Raw genomic sequence first — 20,235 nt, 5'->3', positions numbered from 1 at the left:
AAATAGCTTGTTAAGTGTTGTTCTGCTTTGATTCTTCAAATACTTTATTAATATAATCCACAAGTGAAACACTGTTGGTTATACCATCTATTTTTTTGGTAATTCGGTATCTTTTACTCTCTACAGCTCGCGTTGAAGTATTTAAAAAAGCTGCAATTTCTTTATTTTTGAAACCCGTAAAAAGATAATAACATATTATTTGCTCGGATGAATTTAACTCTGGATGCAACGCATTAATTTTTGAGAAAAAGGAAACATTTAGATCATTAATTAATTCTAAATGGCTTTCTCCTTTGGCTAATATAGTGGAGGAGTTATGATGAATTTTTTTATAAAGTTCTTTTATTCTATTTCGTTGTTCTAATTGATTATTTAAAACAGCAATATTTTTTACTTCCTTTTTTACTTCAGTAATATAATCTTCTAAACCATGAACTTTTACTTGAAGTTTTTCATGGTTCTTTTTTAAAAACACAAATTCTTTATCTCTTTTATTAAACTCTTTAAAAGACTGTTTTATTTTTTTATAACGCATACTTACAAATCCAGCTAAAAAAAGTAAAACCAGTAATGCAGCGATAAACAAATTTCTATTTAAATATTTTTTTTTGGTTTCTTTAAGCAAGAGATTTTCGGAATCTATTAATTCATTATTAATTTGAATACTTGCATCTAGAACTTTATTCATTTGTAGAGCTTCAAAATCTCGTAAAGAATCATTAAAAGCATTTCTGGTATCAAAATCTTTAATACGATCATAATAATCGAAATTTAATCTAAAATAATTTCGGGTATCGTGATCATTCATTGCTTTTCGCAAGGATCCAAATTTTTGTAAATAAACTTGTAATGAATCTATATTATTTTTTTTAAAATAAAAATTAGCAATAGCTCCATACAAGGTAACCTCATGTTTATTATAGAGTGACTTTGGTATTGTTTTATTCTTTTTTAATTTTTTTAAATGATTAAAATATTTGTGGGCATTATCTATATCGCCCAAATTAGTGTAATTAGTGGTTAACATAAATAATGCATACATATAGTAATATGCATCGTCTTCTATACTTTTATAGTACTCTAAATCTTTAAAAATTATTGCGTTGCTCTTAAAATAGTTTTTATTATTTAGAGCCATATAAGCGGTCATTTGTTTTACCTCCGCTAAACCGTTAGTATTGTTTGAAAGAGAATAATACTTTTCAGCTTCATTTAAATATTTTAATGCTAAAACAGAATCTTGTTTTACTAAATGAATATTATAAAAAAGTTCTAAACTACTCATTCCTGCAATGTCATAATCCGCTTCAATTTTAGCATACTTTAAAGCTTGCATGAAATTTTGAAACACTAATGTTTGCTCATCAAAATCATCATTAATAATTCCTTTTAACTGATAATATTCAGCCAAACGACCTTCAATATTTTTATCAATAGGTTTCGGAATAGAGTCTAAATAAACATTTGCTAATTTTTTGTTTTCATCTATATAACTAGCTGCCGAATCTATAAACTTTATAAACTCAGTTTTATTAGATTGTGCAAATAAACTAAAAAAGCTAAAAAATAATACGAAAGTAAAAACGATACCTTTTGGGTAGCTATTAAACATATTTATACTTTATTTAATGAAAGTGTAAATGTAAAAATAATATGATATTTTCATTCTAATAAAAGTTGTATGTTTTTAATTAAAACAGTAATCTTTTATAATTATTGATCTAACAAACGTCTGTGATAATTTATTTGCCCTAAATGATAGGAGAGGTGCATGGTAAGGTGTACTAAAAAATATTCGGTCGTCATGGTATCTTCAAAAACCCGACGTCTATATTCTTTTTGTAAATCGGCTTCTGTTAGATTTTTCAACGTATGCTCAACAACCAGAATAGTATCTTGAATTTGTTTAATTAATTCTGTTTTAGGAATATCTTTAAGTGAAAACTCTAATTCTCGTTGTCTTATATATCCTGAATTACCTAATGAATCGCCTATAAAAGTGTTTAAATTTCCTACCAGATGAAGACATAAATTGCCTGCAGAATTTTTAACATCACCTTCTACTTTCCATAAGTTACTTTCGTTGGTATATGCATTTATTTCTGCTATAATTGCGTTTAAATCTCTATTGAAAAGTTTACTTAAAGTTTCTATTAACATAATTAAGATTTTATTAAGATTGGAAACCCAAAAATAGCTAATAATTGGCTTACTTTTGCAGGATGCAAGAAAACCAATCTGTAAAATTAGAATTCATATGTTTAATGGCATCTTTAATGTCGATTGTAGCATTAGCAATTGATGCAATTTTACCAGCAATGACTTCTATTGGCATTTCTATTAACAGTCTGGATAGCAATAACAACCAATTACTAATTACTATGATTTTCTTAGGTTTAGGATTTGGACAATTATTATTTGGACCATTATCGGATAGTTTTGGAAGAAAACCAATCGTTTATATTGGGTTTTCTATCTTTACTATTGGTAGTATTGTTTGTGTACTATCGCATAGTTTAGAAGTCATGGTATTAGGAAGAATACTTCAAGGTATTGGTTTAGCTGCTCCTAGAACAATTGCAATTGCTGTGATTAGAGATATGTACAAAGGAGATTACATGGCTAAAATTATGTCTTTTGTAACTACTTTCTTTATTTTAGTTCCAGTGATCGCTCCTGTAATGGGGAAATTTATTCTTAATCATTATGATTGGAAAGGCATTTTTTATGTGCAATTAATCATGGCTTTTTTAGTTAGTATTTGGTTTTGGAAAAGACAACCAGAAACACTTAAACCAGAATATAAAATCAAATTTAGCAGGCATGTTTTTTTAGATGGTTTAAGAGAGTTAATAAAACATAAAGAAACAATGGGTTTTACTGTGATTTCTGGTTTTATCTCTGGGGCTTTTATTGTCTACTTAAGTGCTTCTCAGGTTATTTTTGAAACGCAATATGGTTTAATTGAAGAGTTTCCTTACATTTTTGCTGGATTAGCAGCAGGTGTTGGTTTATCTACTTTTTTAAATGGTAGCTTTGTTATGCGTTTAGGTATGTGGCGTTTATCGTATTTTGCTATTATAGTATTTAGTGTAAACGCTTTATTATATGTTTCCTTATTTTGGAATGCAACTACAAATCCTTCTTTAGCAATCATTTTAGTTTTTATGGCCATACAATTCTTTACCATTGGCTTTATTTTTGGAAATTTAAGAGCCATTGCGATGGAACCTATTGGGCATATTGCAGGAATTGGAGCTGCTATTACAGGTTTTGTTTCTACTATAATGGCTGTGCCAATTGCTAATTTTATTGGTAGTTTTATTCACGATACTGCTTTACCTCTATTTATTGGGTTTACGGTATTTGGTTCCCTTTCCTTTTTAATCTTTATTCGAATGCGGGTAATTCATAAAAGAGAAGAAATACAAGCTTAATTTCTTTTCGTTCTTCTTATTTCTAAATCTTAAAACACTACAAAAAACATCTTAATCTTCTTTAAAAAGCACCTGAATCTACCTCTTTTATAAAGTTTATCAATCCTTTAAAAAATACTTTTTGATCATCAAATTGCGAGAGATGGCTTCCATTAGGACACAATAAAAATTGTCCATTTTGTACTTCTGTAGAAATCCATTTCATATGTTCTGGGTCCATAGTGTCATGTGTTGCACCAATAGTTAATGTTGGTATTTTAATTTCTTTCAATCTATCTTTAACATTCCAATTTTTAAGATTTGCGTCCCCTTTTATTCCAAATTCACTTGGTCCTTGCATGGTGATATACACATCTGGATTTAAATGTTTAAAACTTCTATTTATGGGTTCTGGCCATTCTTCAACAGGCATTCTAATTACGTGTTTGGTATAATAGTTTTTTACTATTAAATCTAAATAACGTGTATTCTCATAATCTTCTTTTTCTTCAAAACTCATAATCTCTTTTAAAACTTCTGGATCTAGCTTAGGAGCCAAAACTTCGTCCGAATATTTTTGATAATCTGGTATAGAAGCAACCATATTAGAGATAATTAATCCTTTTAAATTTTCTTGATATTTTAATGCATATTGCATGCCTAAAATACCGCCCCAAGATTGTCCATAGAGATAAAAATTATCTTTATTTAAACCTAAAGCGATTCGTACTTGTTCTACTTCTTCTACAAAGCGATCTAAATCCCAAAGGCTTAAATCTTTTGGTTGATCACTGTAATAAGATCCTAATTGATCATAATAATAATATTCAATATTTTCTTGTGGAAAGTAGCCATCAAAACACTCGTAAATTTCGTGTGTCATTCCTGGACCTCCATGTAATAATAGCACTTTCATTGTAGGATTATTTCCAACACGCTTAGTCCACACTTTAAAATCTCCTTTTGGTGTTGTAATTGGTATCATTTTAATCCCGCCAAGAAATTGATCTTCAGTATTAGGTTGTAAATAAGTTACTGCAGAAGAATGTATGCCAACAGCTTCAACTATAGGAGTATTTTCTTCTTTACAATTAAAACACAATAACAAGGATAAAACGATTACAAATAGTTTAGTTTTCATATAATGGAATAATTAGAACACGAAGTTACTTAAATTATTACTAATTATTAGCTATAGCATTTTACCAACAATATGATAATTATCAAGTTATTAATGAATGATTTTCTATAACTTAGTACAATGAAGAATACTATTGCAGAACGTATTTTAGATTTCTTAAAAAGCTTCCCTCCTTTTGATGCATTAACTTACGAGCAACTCTTTACTATAGCTTCACAAGTAAAAGTAATTTATCTTGAAAAAGAGGATTTTATATTTAAGCAAAATGAGCATTTGCACGATTCGTTTTATGTGGTAAAAGATGGTGCTATTGGCATTTATAGAGGGTCTAGTTTGGTAGATGAATGTGACGAAGGAGATATTTTTGGATTGCGTGCATTAATTAGAAAAGATTCATATTTACTAGATGCCAAAGCAATTGAAGAAAGTATTGTATACAGTATGTCTTCTAAAGTGTTAGAGGATATTATAATTACCAACCCCAAAGCCAATCAGTTTTTAATTGCAAGTTTTGCTACCAATACAAGAAATCCGTATTCGGAAGAAGATAAAGGAACGCTATTTGCCAACGAAGACTTTTTGCAAACCAATAGTACTAGTTTTACCGAAGTTCAATCGGCTAACTTCTCTAAAAACCCAATTATTTGCAAAGCACATACTATTATTAAAGAAGCGGCTTTAGTTATGAGTAAAAACAAAGTTGGTTCTATTGTTATTACAAAAAACAAACAACCAATTGGTATTATAACAGATAAAGATTTACGTAATAAAATTGCAACAGGTTTACATGCAATTACAGAAGAAGTAGAAAACATTATGTCCTTCCCTGTTATTACGTTTCCACAAAGCATAACCGTTGCCGAAGCACAAATAGCGATGCTAAAAAACGATATTTCGCATTTATGCATCACCAAAAATGGTTCGCCAAACTCAGAACTTATTGGTATTTTATCCGAACATGATATTATTGTTATACATGGTAACAATCCTTCGGTTTTAATTAAAGAAATAAAGCGAGCAACTACAGCAGAAACACTAAAATACATAAGAGAAAAAGCGCAAGAACTACTAACAAATTATATAGAACAACACATACCAATTTCATTTATTGCAAATATTATTTCTGCGATAAACGAAGCTATTACTAAACGTATTATTACTATAAGTATTTCTGAAATGAACCAAGAACCGCCAGTTAGCTTTGCTTGGTTAGCTATTGGTAGTCAAGGTAGAAAAGAACAATTACTACTCACAGATCAAGACAATGCCTTGGTATTTGAAGATGTTACCGATGAAGATACCAAAGACAAAGTGAACACTTATTTTATCAAACTATCCCTAGCCATTAACAACAAACTAAACACAGTTGGTTTCGAGCTATGCCCAGCAAACATGATGGCAAGCAATGCTAAATGGTGTTTATCTCTTGCCGATTGGAAAGCACAATTTAAAAGTTGGATTACACATCCAGATGAAGATACAATACTGTTATGCAATATCTTTTTCGATTATGATATGGTTTACGGAAATCAGGAACTGGTAGATGAAATGTCTACCAGTATTTTTGAAGCTATAAGCAGTTACGAGATATTTTTAAATTTTATGGGTCGAAATGCTTTAAAAAACCCTGCGCCTTTAAGTTTTTTTAGAAACTTTCTTGTGGAAGATTCTGGAGAACATAAAGACCAATTCGATATCAAAGCAAGAGCCATTATGCCTCTGGTAGATGCTGCTAGACTATTCATTTTATCGCAAAATATTAAGGGAGTCAATAGCACAATTGAGCGTTATAAAAAGCTAGCAGAAATAGAACCGCAAAACAAAGATTTATACGAATCGTGTATTAGTGCTTTTAGAATATTATTACGATTTAGAACACAACAAGGATTAAAAAATAAAGATTCTGGTCGCTTTATAAACGTTAATCATTTAAGTAAAGCAGATCGATTAAAACTTAAAGGCTGTTTTAAGCCTATAAAAAATATTCAGGAAGCATTAAAAACACGCTTTAAACTCTCTCAATTATTATAGATGCATTGGTTTAAACGTAAAAAATATCCAGATTTTTATAACGCTTACGCGGAAAGTTTTAAAGGTAAAAAAAAACCTTTAGAAGCTACACGATTTGTAGTATTTGACACCGAAACTACAGGGCTAAATACGAAAGAAGATTATATTCTTTCCATAGGAACCATTACTGTTCAAGATTTTACTATTCATGTTGCAGATAGCTTAGAGTGCTACTTAAAACAAGACCATTTTAATGCAAAAACGGTAGAGATACATGGTATTTTAAAAGCTGGTAATATCACCAAAATAAAAGAAACCGAGGCCATTAAACTGTTTTTAAAACATATTGAAGGCGCCGTTTTAGTTGCACACCATATTGCTTTCGATGTTGCTATGATTAACCAAGTATTACAACGTATGCAATTGCCTAAGCTTAAAAACAAACTAGTAGACACAGGACAACTTTATAAAAAAACCAAATACGTAAAAGACAACAAACACTATAGCTTAGACCAGCTATGTACTACTTATAATATTACTATGCACGATAGACATACAGCTTCTGGTGATGCATACTTAACCGCTATGTTATTTTTAAAACTATCTGCTTTATTGAAAAAAAAGAAAAATAGAAATTTAACCTTACGTGATTATTAAGGATATACATTATGTATTTAACATGCCAACCTGTTATTAATAATCCCTTTTACTTTATACGATACTTACATACTGAATAAAGCACCAAATTGTATCTTTTATATTTCTTATTTTATGTTTAACACTTAACGTTTCTTGCCTTTAGCCTTTACCTCTTTTATTTTTACATAAATCAATTTCATTCGTCCTCTAGCATCTTCGCGACGTTCGATTTCGAAATTTTTTATCGATTTAATTAAAGGGGTTAATTTTTGAAACCCATAATTTCTAGAATCGAAATTTGGTTGTTTTTTTTGTAATAAACTTCCAACATCACCTAAAAATGCCCAACCATCATCGTCTGCAACATCGTCTATAGTTGCTGCAATAAATTTAATTTCTTTTTGAGTTATGGCATCTAACTTGTTTTGTTTGTTTGTTTCTTTTTCGGTAGAACTACTATCGCTTTCTTCTGCTTGATTTTTAAGAATTTCGATATAAATAAATTTATCGCAAGCTACAATAAAAGGATTCGGTGTTTTCTTTTCGCCAATACCATATACTTGCATTCCTGCTTCGCGTAATCGAGTAGCAAGACGAGTAAAATCGCTATCGCTAGACACCAAACAAAAACCATCTACTTTTTGCGAGTACAAAATATCCATAGCATCAATAATCATAGCAGAATCTGTAGCATTTTTACCTGTTGTATAACCATATTGCTGGATTGGTGTAATGGCATTTTCTAACAGCATATTTTTCCATTTAGAAAGATGTGGCTTGGTCCAATCGCCATAAATACGTTTAATGGTTGGATTTCCATATTTTGCAATCTCCTCCATCATTTCTTTTACATAGGCGGATGGTATATTATCGCCATCAATAAGTACTGCAAGTTTTATGTCTGTCATTTTTTTGTTTTAAATAATTGTGTATAAAGATAATGGCATTATAACATAAAACCACTTTAATAACTAGGTTTATTATAATTAAAATACATTATGTGCGTTACTTGTAATTTCCTATTCCGTTAAGCCATGGGGTTTAACAGATCTATTATGTACTACATTATTGTTTAAGGGAGTGTTTAAATATAACATCTTTTTAAAAACTGAATACGTAATGCTTCGTAAAAACAAGATTTTTAATGGTACTAAAAAAGCAACTTTTTTTGGTTGCTTTTTGCATTAGTGATTGTAGTGGCATCCTTTTGCTTTTTTGCAAAAGATATAACGAAAAGCACGACGCTTTGTAGCTTTGCGGAAAAGGGTAATGCCCAAGTTTAAAACGTTTTTATTTTGCTTTAGGTAGTACTAAATTATGCTTTTGTTTTATTAAGCTTAATACAATGTAGTTTATCTAAAACCACCATAATACAGTATGTAACGTCTATTTCGTGCCATTTTACGCCAAAGTTTGCGCGTCCGCTGTGTGTGTGGTGATTATTGTGGTAGCCTTCTCCCATCATTAAAAAATCGAATGGTAGTAGGTTTTTTGAAGTGTCGCTTACTTTAAAATTTCGGTAGCCATAAATGTGTGCAAACCAGTTAATTATTACGCCATGAATTGGTGCCATTAAAAAAGCAACTGGTAATAATAACCATTGCCACCAAGCGGTTGCAAATGCGATAAAAAATATGGTGTATGCTGCTGCCCAAACGACTCTAGATATTCTGGAGCTTGCAAAGGCATCGAAGCTTTGCCATTGTGGTACGTTTTTAGTAAACTTATCTGCTACGTCAATTCGTTTTTGGTTAATGTCTTGGTATATGTTTTTTGTTCTCCACATCATTGCAAATACATTGGCATCGTATTTTGGAGAGTGAGGATCTTTTTCGGTATCTGCATAAGCATGATGCATTCTATGCATAACGCCATAACCATAAGCGCTTAAATAATTAGAGCCTTGAAATACCCAAGTTAAAAAGAAACATACTTTTTCGGCAAATTTAGACATGGTAAAGGTTTGGTGTGCTGCATAACGATGCAAGAAAAAGGTTTGAAAAAATAAACCGGTATACCATAAAATAATAATAAATATAAGAATTGCCATAGTGTTTGCTTAATACACAAAGGTCTGCATACTGGATGCCAATTAAAATGAATCTAGGTTAAGAAATTTGTTTTCTAATTCGGCTTAATGCTTGTGGTGTTACACCAATATAGGAGGCGATATATTTTAACGGAATTTCTTTTATTAGGTTTGGTCTTTCGGTAAATAAATTAAGGTAACGTTCTTTTGCTGTTTCGTTTAAAAGGGATTGTTCTCTTTTAGATTTTATAAGAAACAAACGTTCTGAGGAAAGCCTCCCAATTAGATTTCCGATTGCTGTTTTTTCGTATACTTCTTGGAGGTCTGCATATGAAATACTCCAAACAGACATATTACTTAAAGCTTCTATTTGGTATAAGGAAGGGGTTCTGGTTAGAAAAGAATCGTAGGCACTTATGAATTCGTTTTTAAAACAAAACCCGAAGGTGATTTCTTTTTCTTTTTCTTCTTTAGGAATTAAAAAACGTGCGATTCCTTTTTCTATAAATGAGATGTAGTTTTCGGTAGCACCAACTTCTAAAAGTTTCGTCTTTTTTTTAAAGGCTCTGTTTTCTAATTTTGAGGAAAACAATTGCCAATCTGCATCGGAAACTGGAACCGTTTTTTCAATATACTCTCTAAAATTCATGCACTATTTTTTGTGTGTAGCAAAGAACGTTATTTAATTTTATAGTTTAAATGAAAACCTTGCGATTTTATACTTTTATAAGCATAAAATCGCAAGGTTTTTTGTTTTTAAGAAAGAGGTTGTTTTCGCATTAGGGATTGAACGCGTGTTTGAGCTCCTCGCAGAGAGCGAGTAGTGAAAGCCCGACAGTTTGTAGCTTTAGCGAAAAAGTGAAATGCCCAACTAATTAAGCAACTTTTCTATTTCTAATTTTATTGTTTTTAATTGTTCTCTAATGGTTTTATCTTTTATATAACATAGTAAAAAGTCGATTTGAATAATTTCATTTTTAATATATCGTGGACTATATAGGAGCTGAAAAACATCTTTAAACCTGTCTATAATATCTATTTCGATGTTTGGTTTAAAGTTATTGTTGATTAGCATGAGCCCGAAATTAGCTTCTGCCATACCAATTAGCACAGAGACATCTAAGTCGGTTTTATCATAATCTTCTAGTTCTTGATGAAAATCTATTAGGTAAGATTTTATGTCTACACTGTTTTCGAAAGCGCCACTATTTGCTATTAGGTCTTCTAGTTTTTCGTCGTCTAAAAGTTCTATAATATGTCCTATAAATATTAGGTTTGACATAGCATCTAAGCTATTACCATCGTATTTATTGGTAGAAGTTTTATACGAATCTACATACATTGCAAATGCTTTTTTAAGGTATTCTATTTTTTTGTTTTTAGATTCTAAATGTGTTGATGCTAGTTTGTAAGCATTACCAACAATGTTTAATCGACAAGGGTTTTTGCCTACTAGAGTTAAAAATTCGATTTCTTGAAGATCGTTTATAAGCGTTTTATTATTTAAATGATTGGTTTTAATAATACAGTATTGCTCTAAGGCTTCGATTGAAAAATTACCATTTGAGTAAACAAATAGGTCTTTAAATTTTTGTAATGCTATTTCTGTTTCGCCTAACTCGTTGTACACTAATGCTTCTTTTTCTAAAATATTAGCGTCTAGTAGGTTTGCTTGTTCTACTTTTTCTAAATAGTATTCTAATTTTTTAAGTGCTTGATTGCTGTTATATTTTTGATCTCTAATCGCTATTAAAAGGTTATCGAAATCTGTATATACTTGAGAAGGGATTACATATTCGAATTCTTCTTTTTTATTAGAACCTCTAGTAAAAAATCTATAAAACTGATTTCCGTAACATTGATATGCTCCCCAAGTATTGGTATTAGAATGGTTTTGATAACATGCTAATCTTGCTTTTTGTACAGCACTACCAAACATATCTCCATCGAGCATGTTTTTATAAAATACTTCGGAAAACGTTTTTGCTGCAGCATCATTGACAGCCCAACCTGAAATTACAATGGCCTTTACTCCCATTTCTATAAGTTGCGTTCCTACGTTTGCAGCTAATCGGTAACGTTCTCTAGTATATTTTTCGTCTTTTACATTTATTGTACCTGAATAACAACAATTAATAAACACAAATTCTGGTACGTACCCCAATTGGTTTATGGTTGCTGGATCTATACAAATGTTATCTCCAATTGCGATACCTACTTCTTTATTTTCTGGATCGTATAAACCATGTCCTGCAAAATGTAATATCTTATATTTTTTATTAAACAGCTCCATCATTATAGGTGCTGCCGAGGCACTAATCATAGAATTGGTTTCGAAACCAAACTGATTTAATTTTTTGGTTACCCATTCTGCTTCTTCTTTTGCTGCTGGTAATTGAGGTAAATTGTCACTATTATATATTGGGTCTCCAACTACAAAAACACTGTTATTATTTAAGGATACTTGAGTGTTGTTTGTTGCGTACTCTGTTACTAGTTGTCTAATAAAACTAGAACTCACTGCTGCTGGTGTTTCGTCAGTCTCGTGATCGTGTAAAAGTTCCCAAGGTATTTGTGCCGCATTTTTATCTAACTTGATAATCATATTGGCTTGATTTCTAAAAGTGTTTTTAAACTCGTTAGGTATTAACATTTCAAATAATGCCTTAGATAATCTTTGGTCCCAAGTAGATTGATAAGATTTTTGTTGTAATAAAAAGTTAATTTTATATAAGCCAATATCTATCATTTCTTGTTCAACTCTTGCCAACCCGTTAGAGGAATAATATTTAAATCCTACTACATTGTCTTTTTCATTTTTATCATTATCTGATTTTAAAACACCATTAATGTGTAGGTTATACCACCAGTTATATTTGCTATCGGAATATAGTTGTTTCTTTTTGGCTCCTGCTCTACGCAAAACACCTTTTGTTAGATTAATTAAGATTCGGTTATCATTATCTTGCATTCTACTTAAACTGAAGTATGCTTGACTTGCTACAGATTCGTAATAGTTAATAATTTCTAAATCTTTAATTTGTTTTAAACCTTCTCCTCTATCTTTTATGTATGCATTTGCTGCAGATATGCCTAGTAAAATACCTTTAAGAGAATCTTCTAACGGTAATTTACCATAACCAATACCTATTAATATTGCCGAAATTCCTGTAGCATATTTTTTAGCTTCTGGTAAGGTATAGTTATCTCGCAAAAACATGGCGTACTTTAGGGTTGCCATTTTTACTGTTTTAGCTAATAAAAAAGTGGTTAATGTATCGGAGCTTCCTAGTCCGCAAATCACAGCTCCTTTTGGTTGGGTTTTTAAATTAAAAAACACTTCGCTTTCACCTACTTTACCTGGATAATAACCAATATCTAAACGCTGCGACAAGCGACTATTTAAGTAACTATCTAATGCTTTTTCTGCGCTTAAAATTAAATCCATATAAAAATGACCAACCAATACTGGATAAGAAGAGATACGTAAATCACCATTTATTACGCTAACATTAATCATTTCTGCTTCCTTTTCTGCAACTTGTTGTGTATCGAATAATGCTTTAATAATATCCTGTTCATTGTTTAGTGGTTCGGCATATTTATATACTTCGCTAATTACTTCGCCACTTCTAGATTTTGGTTGTTGTGTACTTAATTTATTAGTACTTCCTGTTGCGATTATATCTTCAAGACCATCAAAAATATAAGACTCGTTTGCTAACTCGCCATGTGTTGTATTGGAATAGTATAAATTTGGACTGCCTATTAATTGTTTCGGAATTCCAGATTGCCAGGTTACACTTCCGTCGCCATAAGAGGTTGCTTTATATACTAGTTTTTCATAACTAGATAAAAATCTACTTTTAAATGTATAGTCGAAAACAGTTTCGTCTGCTTTTCCAGCTACATAATATATATTTTTAAAAAAGTCTTTATTTTCCTGTTTTTCTAAATTTTTAAGAAAGTCAAGTACGCTTATTCTAAAATTCTCAAACTCCTTTAACGATCTCGTATTTTTACTAGCTGGAGGCATGTGTTTTAAATTGGCTACTTTATCTAAATCTGCCCAAAACTGTGGATCCCAAAACGGTCTTTTGCTATATTTTTCTATTGGTAATAACTCGAATACTCCAGGGTATTTCCAGAAAATTTTTAGTAGGTCTTTTTTGTTATTTCTAAAGTCTAAAGCGGCTAATTGTTTTACTCGTCTGCTATGACCTGTTAGTACTTCCATGATGAGATAAGAGCCCATCCAAGGTGTACCAAGCATAATAAATTTATTCTTTTTATTATCAGAAAACGCAGCCCATAAATCTTTAAAATCCATCATGCATTGTCTAGCAACTAATCCTCCCATAGAATGCGCTATAATATTAATATTAACATTCGATTCTATTAGCTTTTCTAATTGACTACTTAATTCTTTTGCAGCACCTTTTAGAGATTTTCGCCAGTCAAACTCTAGGGTTATTACATCATACTTACCTGCATAATACTCACTTATTTTAGAATAAAAGTCTTTAATAATACCTGAAGCTTTTACTTTATCTGAGCTAATATTTAATTCATTTACAATAGCTCCTTTATTAATGTTACGCATGTTTACCCATTGGTCATCTTCATCGGTAGCTAAAGTAGATCCCATAATTCCTGGAATAATAATAACAACATCTCGAGTAATATTACTTGGTTTTAATGAAAAACCTTCTAACGAAAACTTATCAAGTATTACTCCTCTATCTCCATTTTCTGCATTAAGAAGTTTCGTATAAACAGAAGCTGGATGTTGTTCGGAATCGTTAAAAGCCTGGACAATAGCATCGCAAGATTTTACATTAGAAAAGTATTTAAAATGATTTGTATTACTTCCTTTGGAAGGAAAAACGTGAACCCCATTTGTTCTTTGTACACCATGAACCATACGATAGGTATCCACTACAAGATCATTTGCTGTTCGGTAAAAAAGATTAGCAAGAATCACTTTTAGCGAGCTAAAATTTACTCCTGAAACATCTGAATCTCCAGAAATAACATACAAATCACCAGCAACAATTGTATCTGCCGCATTCATCATTTTTTGAAACAAAGATTCTGGCATCATGCTATTTAATCCTGGCAATACTTCAGGGTTTTCTTTTTGCGAAATCAATTCCATAAGGAAAGATTTTACAGCTTCATACATTGGATTTCTAACACCTAAAGCTATAGAAATAGCGTTTAAAAGGAGGTTAAAAAAATGATCTGCTCTTCTAGAAAGAATAGTAGTTCCACTAGCTGGAGCTGCTACTCGTACTACTTTATCTATTTTAATTCGCTTATTTACTACTAGTGCATTAATTTCTTGCATTAGTTTATAGGAATGCGCATCTTCTTTTTTTAGAATACTTAATTCATTTTCGCTAAAACCTACTTTAGAAATATAATTTCTAAAATCACATTTAGCTAAAATATCTGCTATTAATCCTCCTCTAGAATGGCTTAATATATCGATAGTACAATCTTCTGGACAAAGTTTTAAAAAATCTAATGCATTTTGCAATGGGCTATGAGATAAGGTATAATGTTCTAATGCTAAAATATTATCTCCATAAATATCCATTATTTCTTGCCATGTATTACTACTATTTAAACTACCAAAAGCATCAATAGTAGTAGATAATGTACCATGAAGTAATACTAAGTATTTATCTTGTTTTGATTTTTTATAAGGCACTAATTTAAAATTAGCATCTACTTGATATAATCCTGGATGTGGCTGAATTTTTTTATCATAAGTTTGACCAAGAATCTTCATAGAAACTTGAGCTACTTTTTTTGCCTTAAAAACACTAAACACCTTTACTAAAGCGCGTTTAATGAGTCCTCTAGAATTTTCGTCTGTTGCTATTTGAGTTTCAAATAAATAATCATCGTCACCACCAGATCTTTTTTCTAATGTTTTTTCATTATATATTTCTTGAATATCTTCTGGATGCCCTATCCATTCTGTATTATCTGTAAATTGCAAAGCCAGCAAATCGTGTGCTTCAAATTCTACAATTATTGGTTTATTTTCTGATCTATTAGAAGATACCTCAATACTGGTTTTTAATTCAAATTTATTGTGTAATGCTATTGGTAGAATACTATCAATATTATCCACTTTAATTTCATTTCCGTAAAACTTTGCTTTTTTTATCATAATACGCACCTAATTAATGTTTTATAAAACATATAATTCACGCGCAGAAAATTAGTTTTCTACGCGTGAATCTATCTGAATGCAGATAGTTTGATGCTATTAATTTATTTCTAGGAAGAAATAGTTAAGATTAACTTCAATAAATATACAAAAAAAAGATTTAACTTTTAAAGTGCATTATCCATAATATCTTGTACACATTCTGGATTTAATAGGGTACTAATATCTCCTAAATTAGAAGTGTCATTTTCTGCTATTTTACGTAAAATACGTCGCATAATTTTCCCACTTCTTGTTTTTGGTAACCCGTTAGTAAACTGTATTTTATTTAATTTTGCTATTGGACCAATTCTATCGGAAATTAATTGGTTTATTTCAATTCGCAAATTATCATGATTTCTACTTTCACCAACATCTTTTAATGTAATATAACCATATAGTGCACTTCCTTTTACATCGTGAGGAAAACCTACAATTGCACTTTCGGAAACTGCTGGGTGTTCATTAATTGCATCTTCGATTGGAGCTGTACCCAAGTTATGGCCAGAAACAATAATAACATCATCTACTCTACCAGTTATTCTGTAATAACCTACCTCATCTCGCAATGCGCCATCCCCTGTAAAATATTTGTTTTCATAGGCTGAAAAATAGGTGTCCTTATAACGCTGGTGGTTTCCCCAAATGGTTCTTGCTATACTTGGCCAAGGAAATTTAATACACAAACGCCCTTCTACTTGGTTGCCTTTTAATTCTTCCCCGTTTTCATTCATTAAGCAAGGTTGAATACCAATAAAAGGTAAAGTTGCATAGGTTGGTTTTGTTGGTGTTACATACGGAATTGGTGTAATCATAATTCCACCAGTTTCGGTTTGCCACCACGAATCTATAATAGGACTTTGACCTTTACCTACATTATCATTATACCAATGCCAAGCTTCTTCATTGATTGGCTCTCCAACACTTCCTAAAACTTTAAGAGAGGATAAATCGTATTTTTCTACCAATTCTACACCTTGCTTTGCCAAGGCACGAATTGCAGTTGGTGCAGTGTAAAACTGATTTACTTTGTGCTTTTCTACAATATCCCAAAAACGTCCAAAATCTGGATAACTTGGTACCCCTTCAAACATAACACTAGTTGCCCCATTAGCTAATGGTCCATAAACAATATAGCTATGTCCTGTAATCCAACCAATATCTGCTGTACACCAATACACATCATTTTCTTTATATTGAAATGCATTTTTAAACGTATATGCTGTGTATACCATATAACCTGCAGTGGTATGTACCATTCCTTTTGGTTTACCTGTAGAACCTGAAGTATATAAAATAAATAATGGATCTTCAGCTTGCATAATTTCGGCCTTACATTGGTTAGAAGCATCGTCTAATAAAGGTTGTAGCCATTTATCACGACCTTCTTTCATTTTTATATCGGAATTGATTCGCTTAGCGACCAGAACCGTTTTTACACCAGGGCAACTTTCTAGAGCTTCATCTACAATTCCTTTTAAATCAATTGTTTTTGCACCACGATAAGAACCATCACTAGTAATTACCATTTTGCAATCGCTATCATTTATTCTAGTTGCCAATGCTGTTGCCGAAAAACCTGCAAAAACGACAGAGTGAATTGCTCCTATTCTAGCACATGCCAAAACCGAAATTGCCAACTCTGGAATCATTGGAACATAAATACAAACGCGATCTCCTTTTTTTACACCTTGCTCCTTTAAAACATTTGCAAATTTATTAACACGGTGGTGAAGTTGTTTATATGTGATGTGCTCTGCTCCTTCATTTGGATCATTTGGTTCGAATAAAATAGCAGTTTTATCCCCTCGAGTCGCTAAATGTCTATCGATACAATTTTCGGTGATATTTAGTTGTGCTCCTTGAAACCATTTTACTTCTGGTTTAGAGAAATCCCATTCTAAAACGGTATCCCATTTTTTTCGCCATAGAAAATGTTCTTCTGCAATTTCTTCCCAAAAATTCTCAGGATTTCTAACCGATTTTCTATAGACTTGATAATATTCTTCTAGGTGTTTAATGTGGTAATTACTCATAATGTGTTATTTATTTTATTTAGACACTTTGGCAAGCGCAGTGTGGTTTTTTTTTACTTTTATTTGCTTCTCAATATTATTTTCTAGCTCCTCAAAAATCACTAGATGTGACGTCATCATTTTCATTCTTTATACTATCTCGTCTCTTTGAGTAATGCGATTTTAATAGCATTGTATCGAGAACTATTTGTGAATTCCAATATGATGGCTTTTATAAACAGATTCAATTTCGTTAATTATATGTACATCATCAATAGTTGAAGGTATATTGTATTGTTGCTCATCTGCGATATTACGTAACAATTTACGTAGAATTTTTCCGCTTCTGGTTTTTGGCAATCGATTAACAACTAAAACATCTCTAAACGAAGCAACTGCTCCAATTTCCCTTCGTACATCTTGTACTATTTCTGTTTCAATTTGGTTTTTCATTTTTTCTTCACCAGACTTCAAAACTATAAGCCCCAATGGCTTTTGGCCTTTAATTTCGCAATGCACACCAAATACGGCACACTCTGCTACGGCATTGTGAGATGCTACAATCTCTTCCATTTCTGCAGTGGACAATCGATGCCCTGCAACATTAATAATATCATCAACACGACCTGTTATAAAGACATAACCGTCTTCATCTTTATAGCCTCCATCACCTGAAAAATAATACCCAGGAAAACGATCTAAATATCCAGATTTAAAACGTTCTGGGTTTTCCCAAAGATTCATTAAAGTACCTGGTGGCAATGGTAGTTTTACAGCAACATAACCTTCTACACTAGATGCTACTTCGTCACCATCTTCATCTAAAATTTGAATATCATAACCGCAAACTGGAAAACTTGCAGACCCTGGTTTTACTTCTTGTAATGCCACTCCAACCATATTAGCTAACATTGGCCAGCCACTTTCGGTTTGCCACCAATGGTCTATCACTGGAACTTTCAATTTTTCTTCGGTCCAATTTAGTGTAGCTACATCGCAACGTTCTCCTGCTAAAAATTGATATTTTAAACAGGATAAATCAAATGCTTTTAATAAGTCACCATTAGGATCCTCCTTTTTAATCGCTCTAATTGCTGTTGGAGCAGTGAACATTACTTTTACTTGATGTTCACTAATCACGCGCCAAAAAGTAGATGCATCTGGTGTTCGTATTGGTTTTCCTTCAAATAAAACTGTAGTATTTCTGTTTAATAATGGTCCGTAGGCAATATAACTATGTCCTACCACCCAACCAACATCACTTGCTGCCCAAAAGGTATCGCCTTCATTTACACCATAAATATATTTCATAGAGAATTTTAAAGCAGTTGCATAACCTCCTGTGTCTCTAATAATTCCTTTAGGAGTCCCTGTTGTTCCAGAAGTATATAATATGTAAGAAGGATGTGTTGCTTTTAAGGATATCGCTTCTACTTTAGGGGATTTCTCAACTAAAGTTGTGTAATCTACATCGTAGTTTTTATTTGGAATATCTACACCTAACTGTCTATCGAAAACGATAACATGTTCAGGCTTATTTTCCGCTTTAGCGATTGCTTGATCTACAAAAGGTTTATAAGGAATAATTTTATTGATTTCTATACCGTTGGATGCTGTAATTATTATTTTTGGCTTACAGTCATCTATTCGAATAGCTAATTCATGCGGTGCAAATCCGCCAAAAACTACCGAATGTATAACACCAATTCTTGCACAAGCTAACATGCTATATAGCGCTTGCGGAATCATTGGCATATATATAATACAAGTATCCCCTTTTTCTAGTCCTAAACTTTGTAATCCACCAGCTAATTTTGAAACTTCGTGGTGCAATTGATTAAAGGTAATATGTTCTTTATTGTTAGTAACAGGCGAGTCGTAAATGAGTGCATTTTGGTTTCCGAAACCATCTTTAATATGCTTGTCAACACACAAATAACTGAGGTTAAGCTCCCCATCTGCAAACCATTGGTTATAATTATACTTATCTTTAGATAAGATAGTATTTGGTGTTTTAAACCAATCGATTTGATTTGCTTGTTCTTTCCAAAAATGTTTTGGATGCTGAATACTTTTTTGATAAAATTCTTGGTAATTCATGACTACTAATTTTTAGAGTTTAGTAATCCAAACCAGTTAGGATTAAGCACCTTAAGCTTGATAAGCACCCAAATAATAGCTACAAAACAAATTCCCATTACTATAGAAAGCATAGGACTTGTATAGGTTTCACTTTCGAATTTAAACCTTAAAAAAAGTGTAGCAATAATGTAGATACTAATAATAATATCTGATGCTAATGGATTGATGTGAAATTTCATGTCTTTAAACTTTAATTAAACTTAGTTTGTTTGCACACAAAACCAACTTTAAAAAAACTTAAAAAACTATTTCTAAGTTACTAATTCCAGTATTTCTGAAACTATTTTTTTTACTGAAAAAGGTTTGGTTAAATACTTATCAGCTCCAAGTTTTATACCCTTTTCAATATCTGAAGCTTTATTTTTTGCAGTTAAAAATACCACCTTGACATCTTTAAAATCGTTTGTTTTTTTTATGTGCGTTAAGGTTTGATAACCATCTACATTTGGCATCATAATATCTAACAAAACCACATTAGGAATATGATGTTTTAATATCTGTAAAGCTTCACTTCCATCTCTTGCAATAAACACTTCAAAATCTTGTTTTTTGAAGGCATATTCTAACGACATGACAATATTTGGTTCGTCGTCAACAATTAAAATTTTCTTCTTCATACT

14 protein-coding genes are annotated in these 20,235 nt (G+C 31.5%); 3 read left to right on the top strand and 11 right to left on the bottom strand.

The features are described 5' to 3' along the window. Positions 1-10 precede the first annotated feature (10 nt). Together ACVC3Y_RS04210 and ACVC3Y_RS04205 are read right to left on the bottom strand one after the other, a co-directional pair. Positions 11-1,612: a hypothetical protein gene (locus ACVC3Y_RS04210; protein WP_452226200.1), complete on the bottom strand. Its 1,602-nt coding sequence runs from the start codon at positions 1,610-1,612 to the stop codon at positions 11-13. 101 nt (positions 1,613-1,713) lie between these two features. Further along, positions 1,714-2,160, bottom strand: a complete 447-nt coding sequence (locus tag ACVC3Y_RS04205; protein WP_452226199.1) for a DinB family protein — start codon at positions 2,158-2,160, stop codon at positions 1,714-1,716. 62 nt (positions 2,161-2,222) lie between these two features. Between ACVC3Y_RS04205 and ACVC3Y_RS04200 the strand changes: the two genes are divergently transcribed. After that, entirely contained in the window at positions 2,223-3,437 is a 1,215-nt protein-coding gene (locus tag ACVC3Y_RS04200; RefSeq protein WP_303424422.1) for a multidrug effflux MFS transporter, read from the top strand. Between the two features lie 61 nt (positions 3,438-3,498). Here ACVC3Y_RS04200 and ACVC3Y_RS04195 read toward each other — a convergent pair whose 3' ends face one another. Beyond that, entirely contained in the window at positions 3,499-4,557 is a 1,059-nt protein-coding gene (locus ACVC3Y_RS04195) for a proline iminopeptidase-family hydrolase (RefSeq protein ID WP_452226198.1), read from the bottom strand. A 120-nt stretch (positions 4,558-4,677) separates the two neighbouring features. Here ACVC3Y_RS04195 and ACVC3Y_RS04190 point away from each other — a divergent pair, with 120 nt between their 5' ends. Both ACVC3Y_RS04190 and ACVC3Y_RS04185 read left to right on the top strand, forming a co-directional pair. Next, a complete protein-coding gene (locus ACVC3Y_RS04190) occupies positions 4,678-6,588 on the top strand; it encodes a DUF294 nucleotidyltransferase-like domain-containing protein (protein ID WP_303424419.1) in 1,911 nt (636 codons plus the stop codon). Next, positions 6,589-7,224: a 3'-5' exonuclease gene (locus tag ACVC3Y_RS04185; protein ID WP_452226197.1), complete on the top strand. Its 636-nt coding sequence runs from the start codon at positions 6,589-6,591 to the stop codon at positions 7,222-7,224. It begins immediately after the preceding gene. 125 nt (positions 7,225-7,349) lie between these two features. Here ACVC3Y_RS04185 and ACVC3Y_RS04180 read toward each other — a convergent pair whose 3' ends face one another. From ACVC3Y_RS04180 to ACVC3Y_RS04145, 8 genes are all read right to left on the bottom strand, one after another. Continuing rightward, positions 7,350-8,114: an NYN domain-containing protein gene (locus tag ACVC3Y_RS04180; protein ID WP_303424414.1), complete on the bottom strand. Its 765-nt coding sequence runs from the start codon at positions 8,112-8,114 to the stop codon at positions 7,350-7,352. A gap of 407 nt (positions 8,115-8,521) precedes the next feature. Further along, entirely contained in the window at positions 8,522-9,256 is a 735-nt protein-coding gene (locus ACVC3Y_RS04175; RefSeq protein ID WP_303424411.1) for an acyl-CoA desaturase, read from the bottom strand. A gap of 58 nt (positions 9,257-9,314) precedes the next feature. After that, a complete protein-coding gene (locus ACVC3Y_RS04170) occupies positions 9,315-9,884 on the bottom strand; it encodes a Crp/Fnr family transcriptional regulator (protein ID WP_452226196.1) in 570 nt (189 codons plus the stop codon). A gap of 222 nt (positions 9,885-10,106) precedes the next feature. Next, positions 10,107-15,419: a CHAT domain-containing protein gene (locus ACVC3Y_RS04165; protein WP_452226195.1), complete on the bottom strand. Its 5,313-nt coding sequence runs from the start codon at positions 15,417-15,419 to the stop codon at positions 10,107-10,109. Between the two features lie 167 nt (positions 15,420-15,586). Next, positions 15,587-17,494 (bottom strand): acetate--CoA ligase, encoded by a 1,908-nt coding sequence (gene acs, locus ACVC3Y_RS04160; protein WP_452226194.1) that lies wholly within the window; start codon positions 17,492-17,494, stop codon positions 15,587-15,589. A 183-nt stretch (positions 17,495-17,677) separates the two neighbouring features. Next, positions 17,678-19,573 (bottom strand): acetate--CoA ligase, encoded by a 1,896-nt coding sequence (locus ACVC3Y_RS04155; RefSeq protein ID WP_452226193.1) that lies wholly within the window; start codon positions 19,571-19,573, stop codon positions 17,678-17,680. 5 nt (positions 19,574-19,578) lie between these two features. Further along, complete coding sequence (locus ACVC3Y_RS04150) at positions 19,579-19,794, bottom strand: hypothetical protein (protein ID WP_303424401.1); 216 nt, start codon at positions 19,792-19,794, stop codon at positions 19,579-19,581. A gap of 72 nt (positions 19,795-19,866) precedes the next feature. Continuing rightward, on the bottom strand, positions 19,867-20,232 hold the full coding sequence (locus ACVC3Y_RS04145) for a response regulator transcription factor (RefSeq protein ID WP_303424400.1): 366 nt from the start codon (positions 20,230-20,232) through the stop codon (positions 19,867-19,869). Between the last annotated feature and the right edge of the window lie 3 nt (positions 20,233-20,235).

This window comes from Lacinutrix cladophorae, assembly GCF_053604645.1.
Note: the sequence above shows the minus strand (reverse complement) of the source record. Positions and strands in the feature narration are given on the sequence as shown.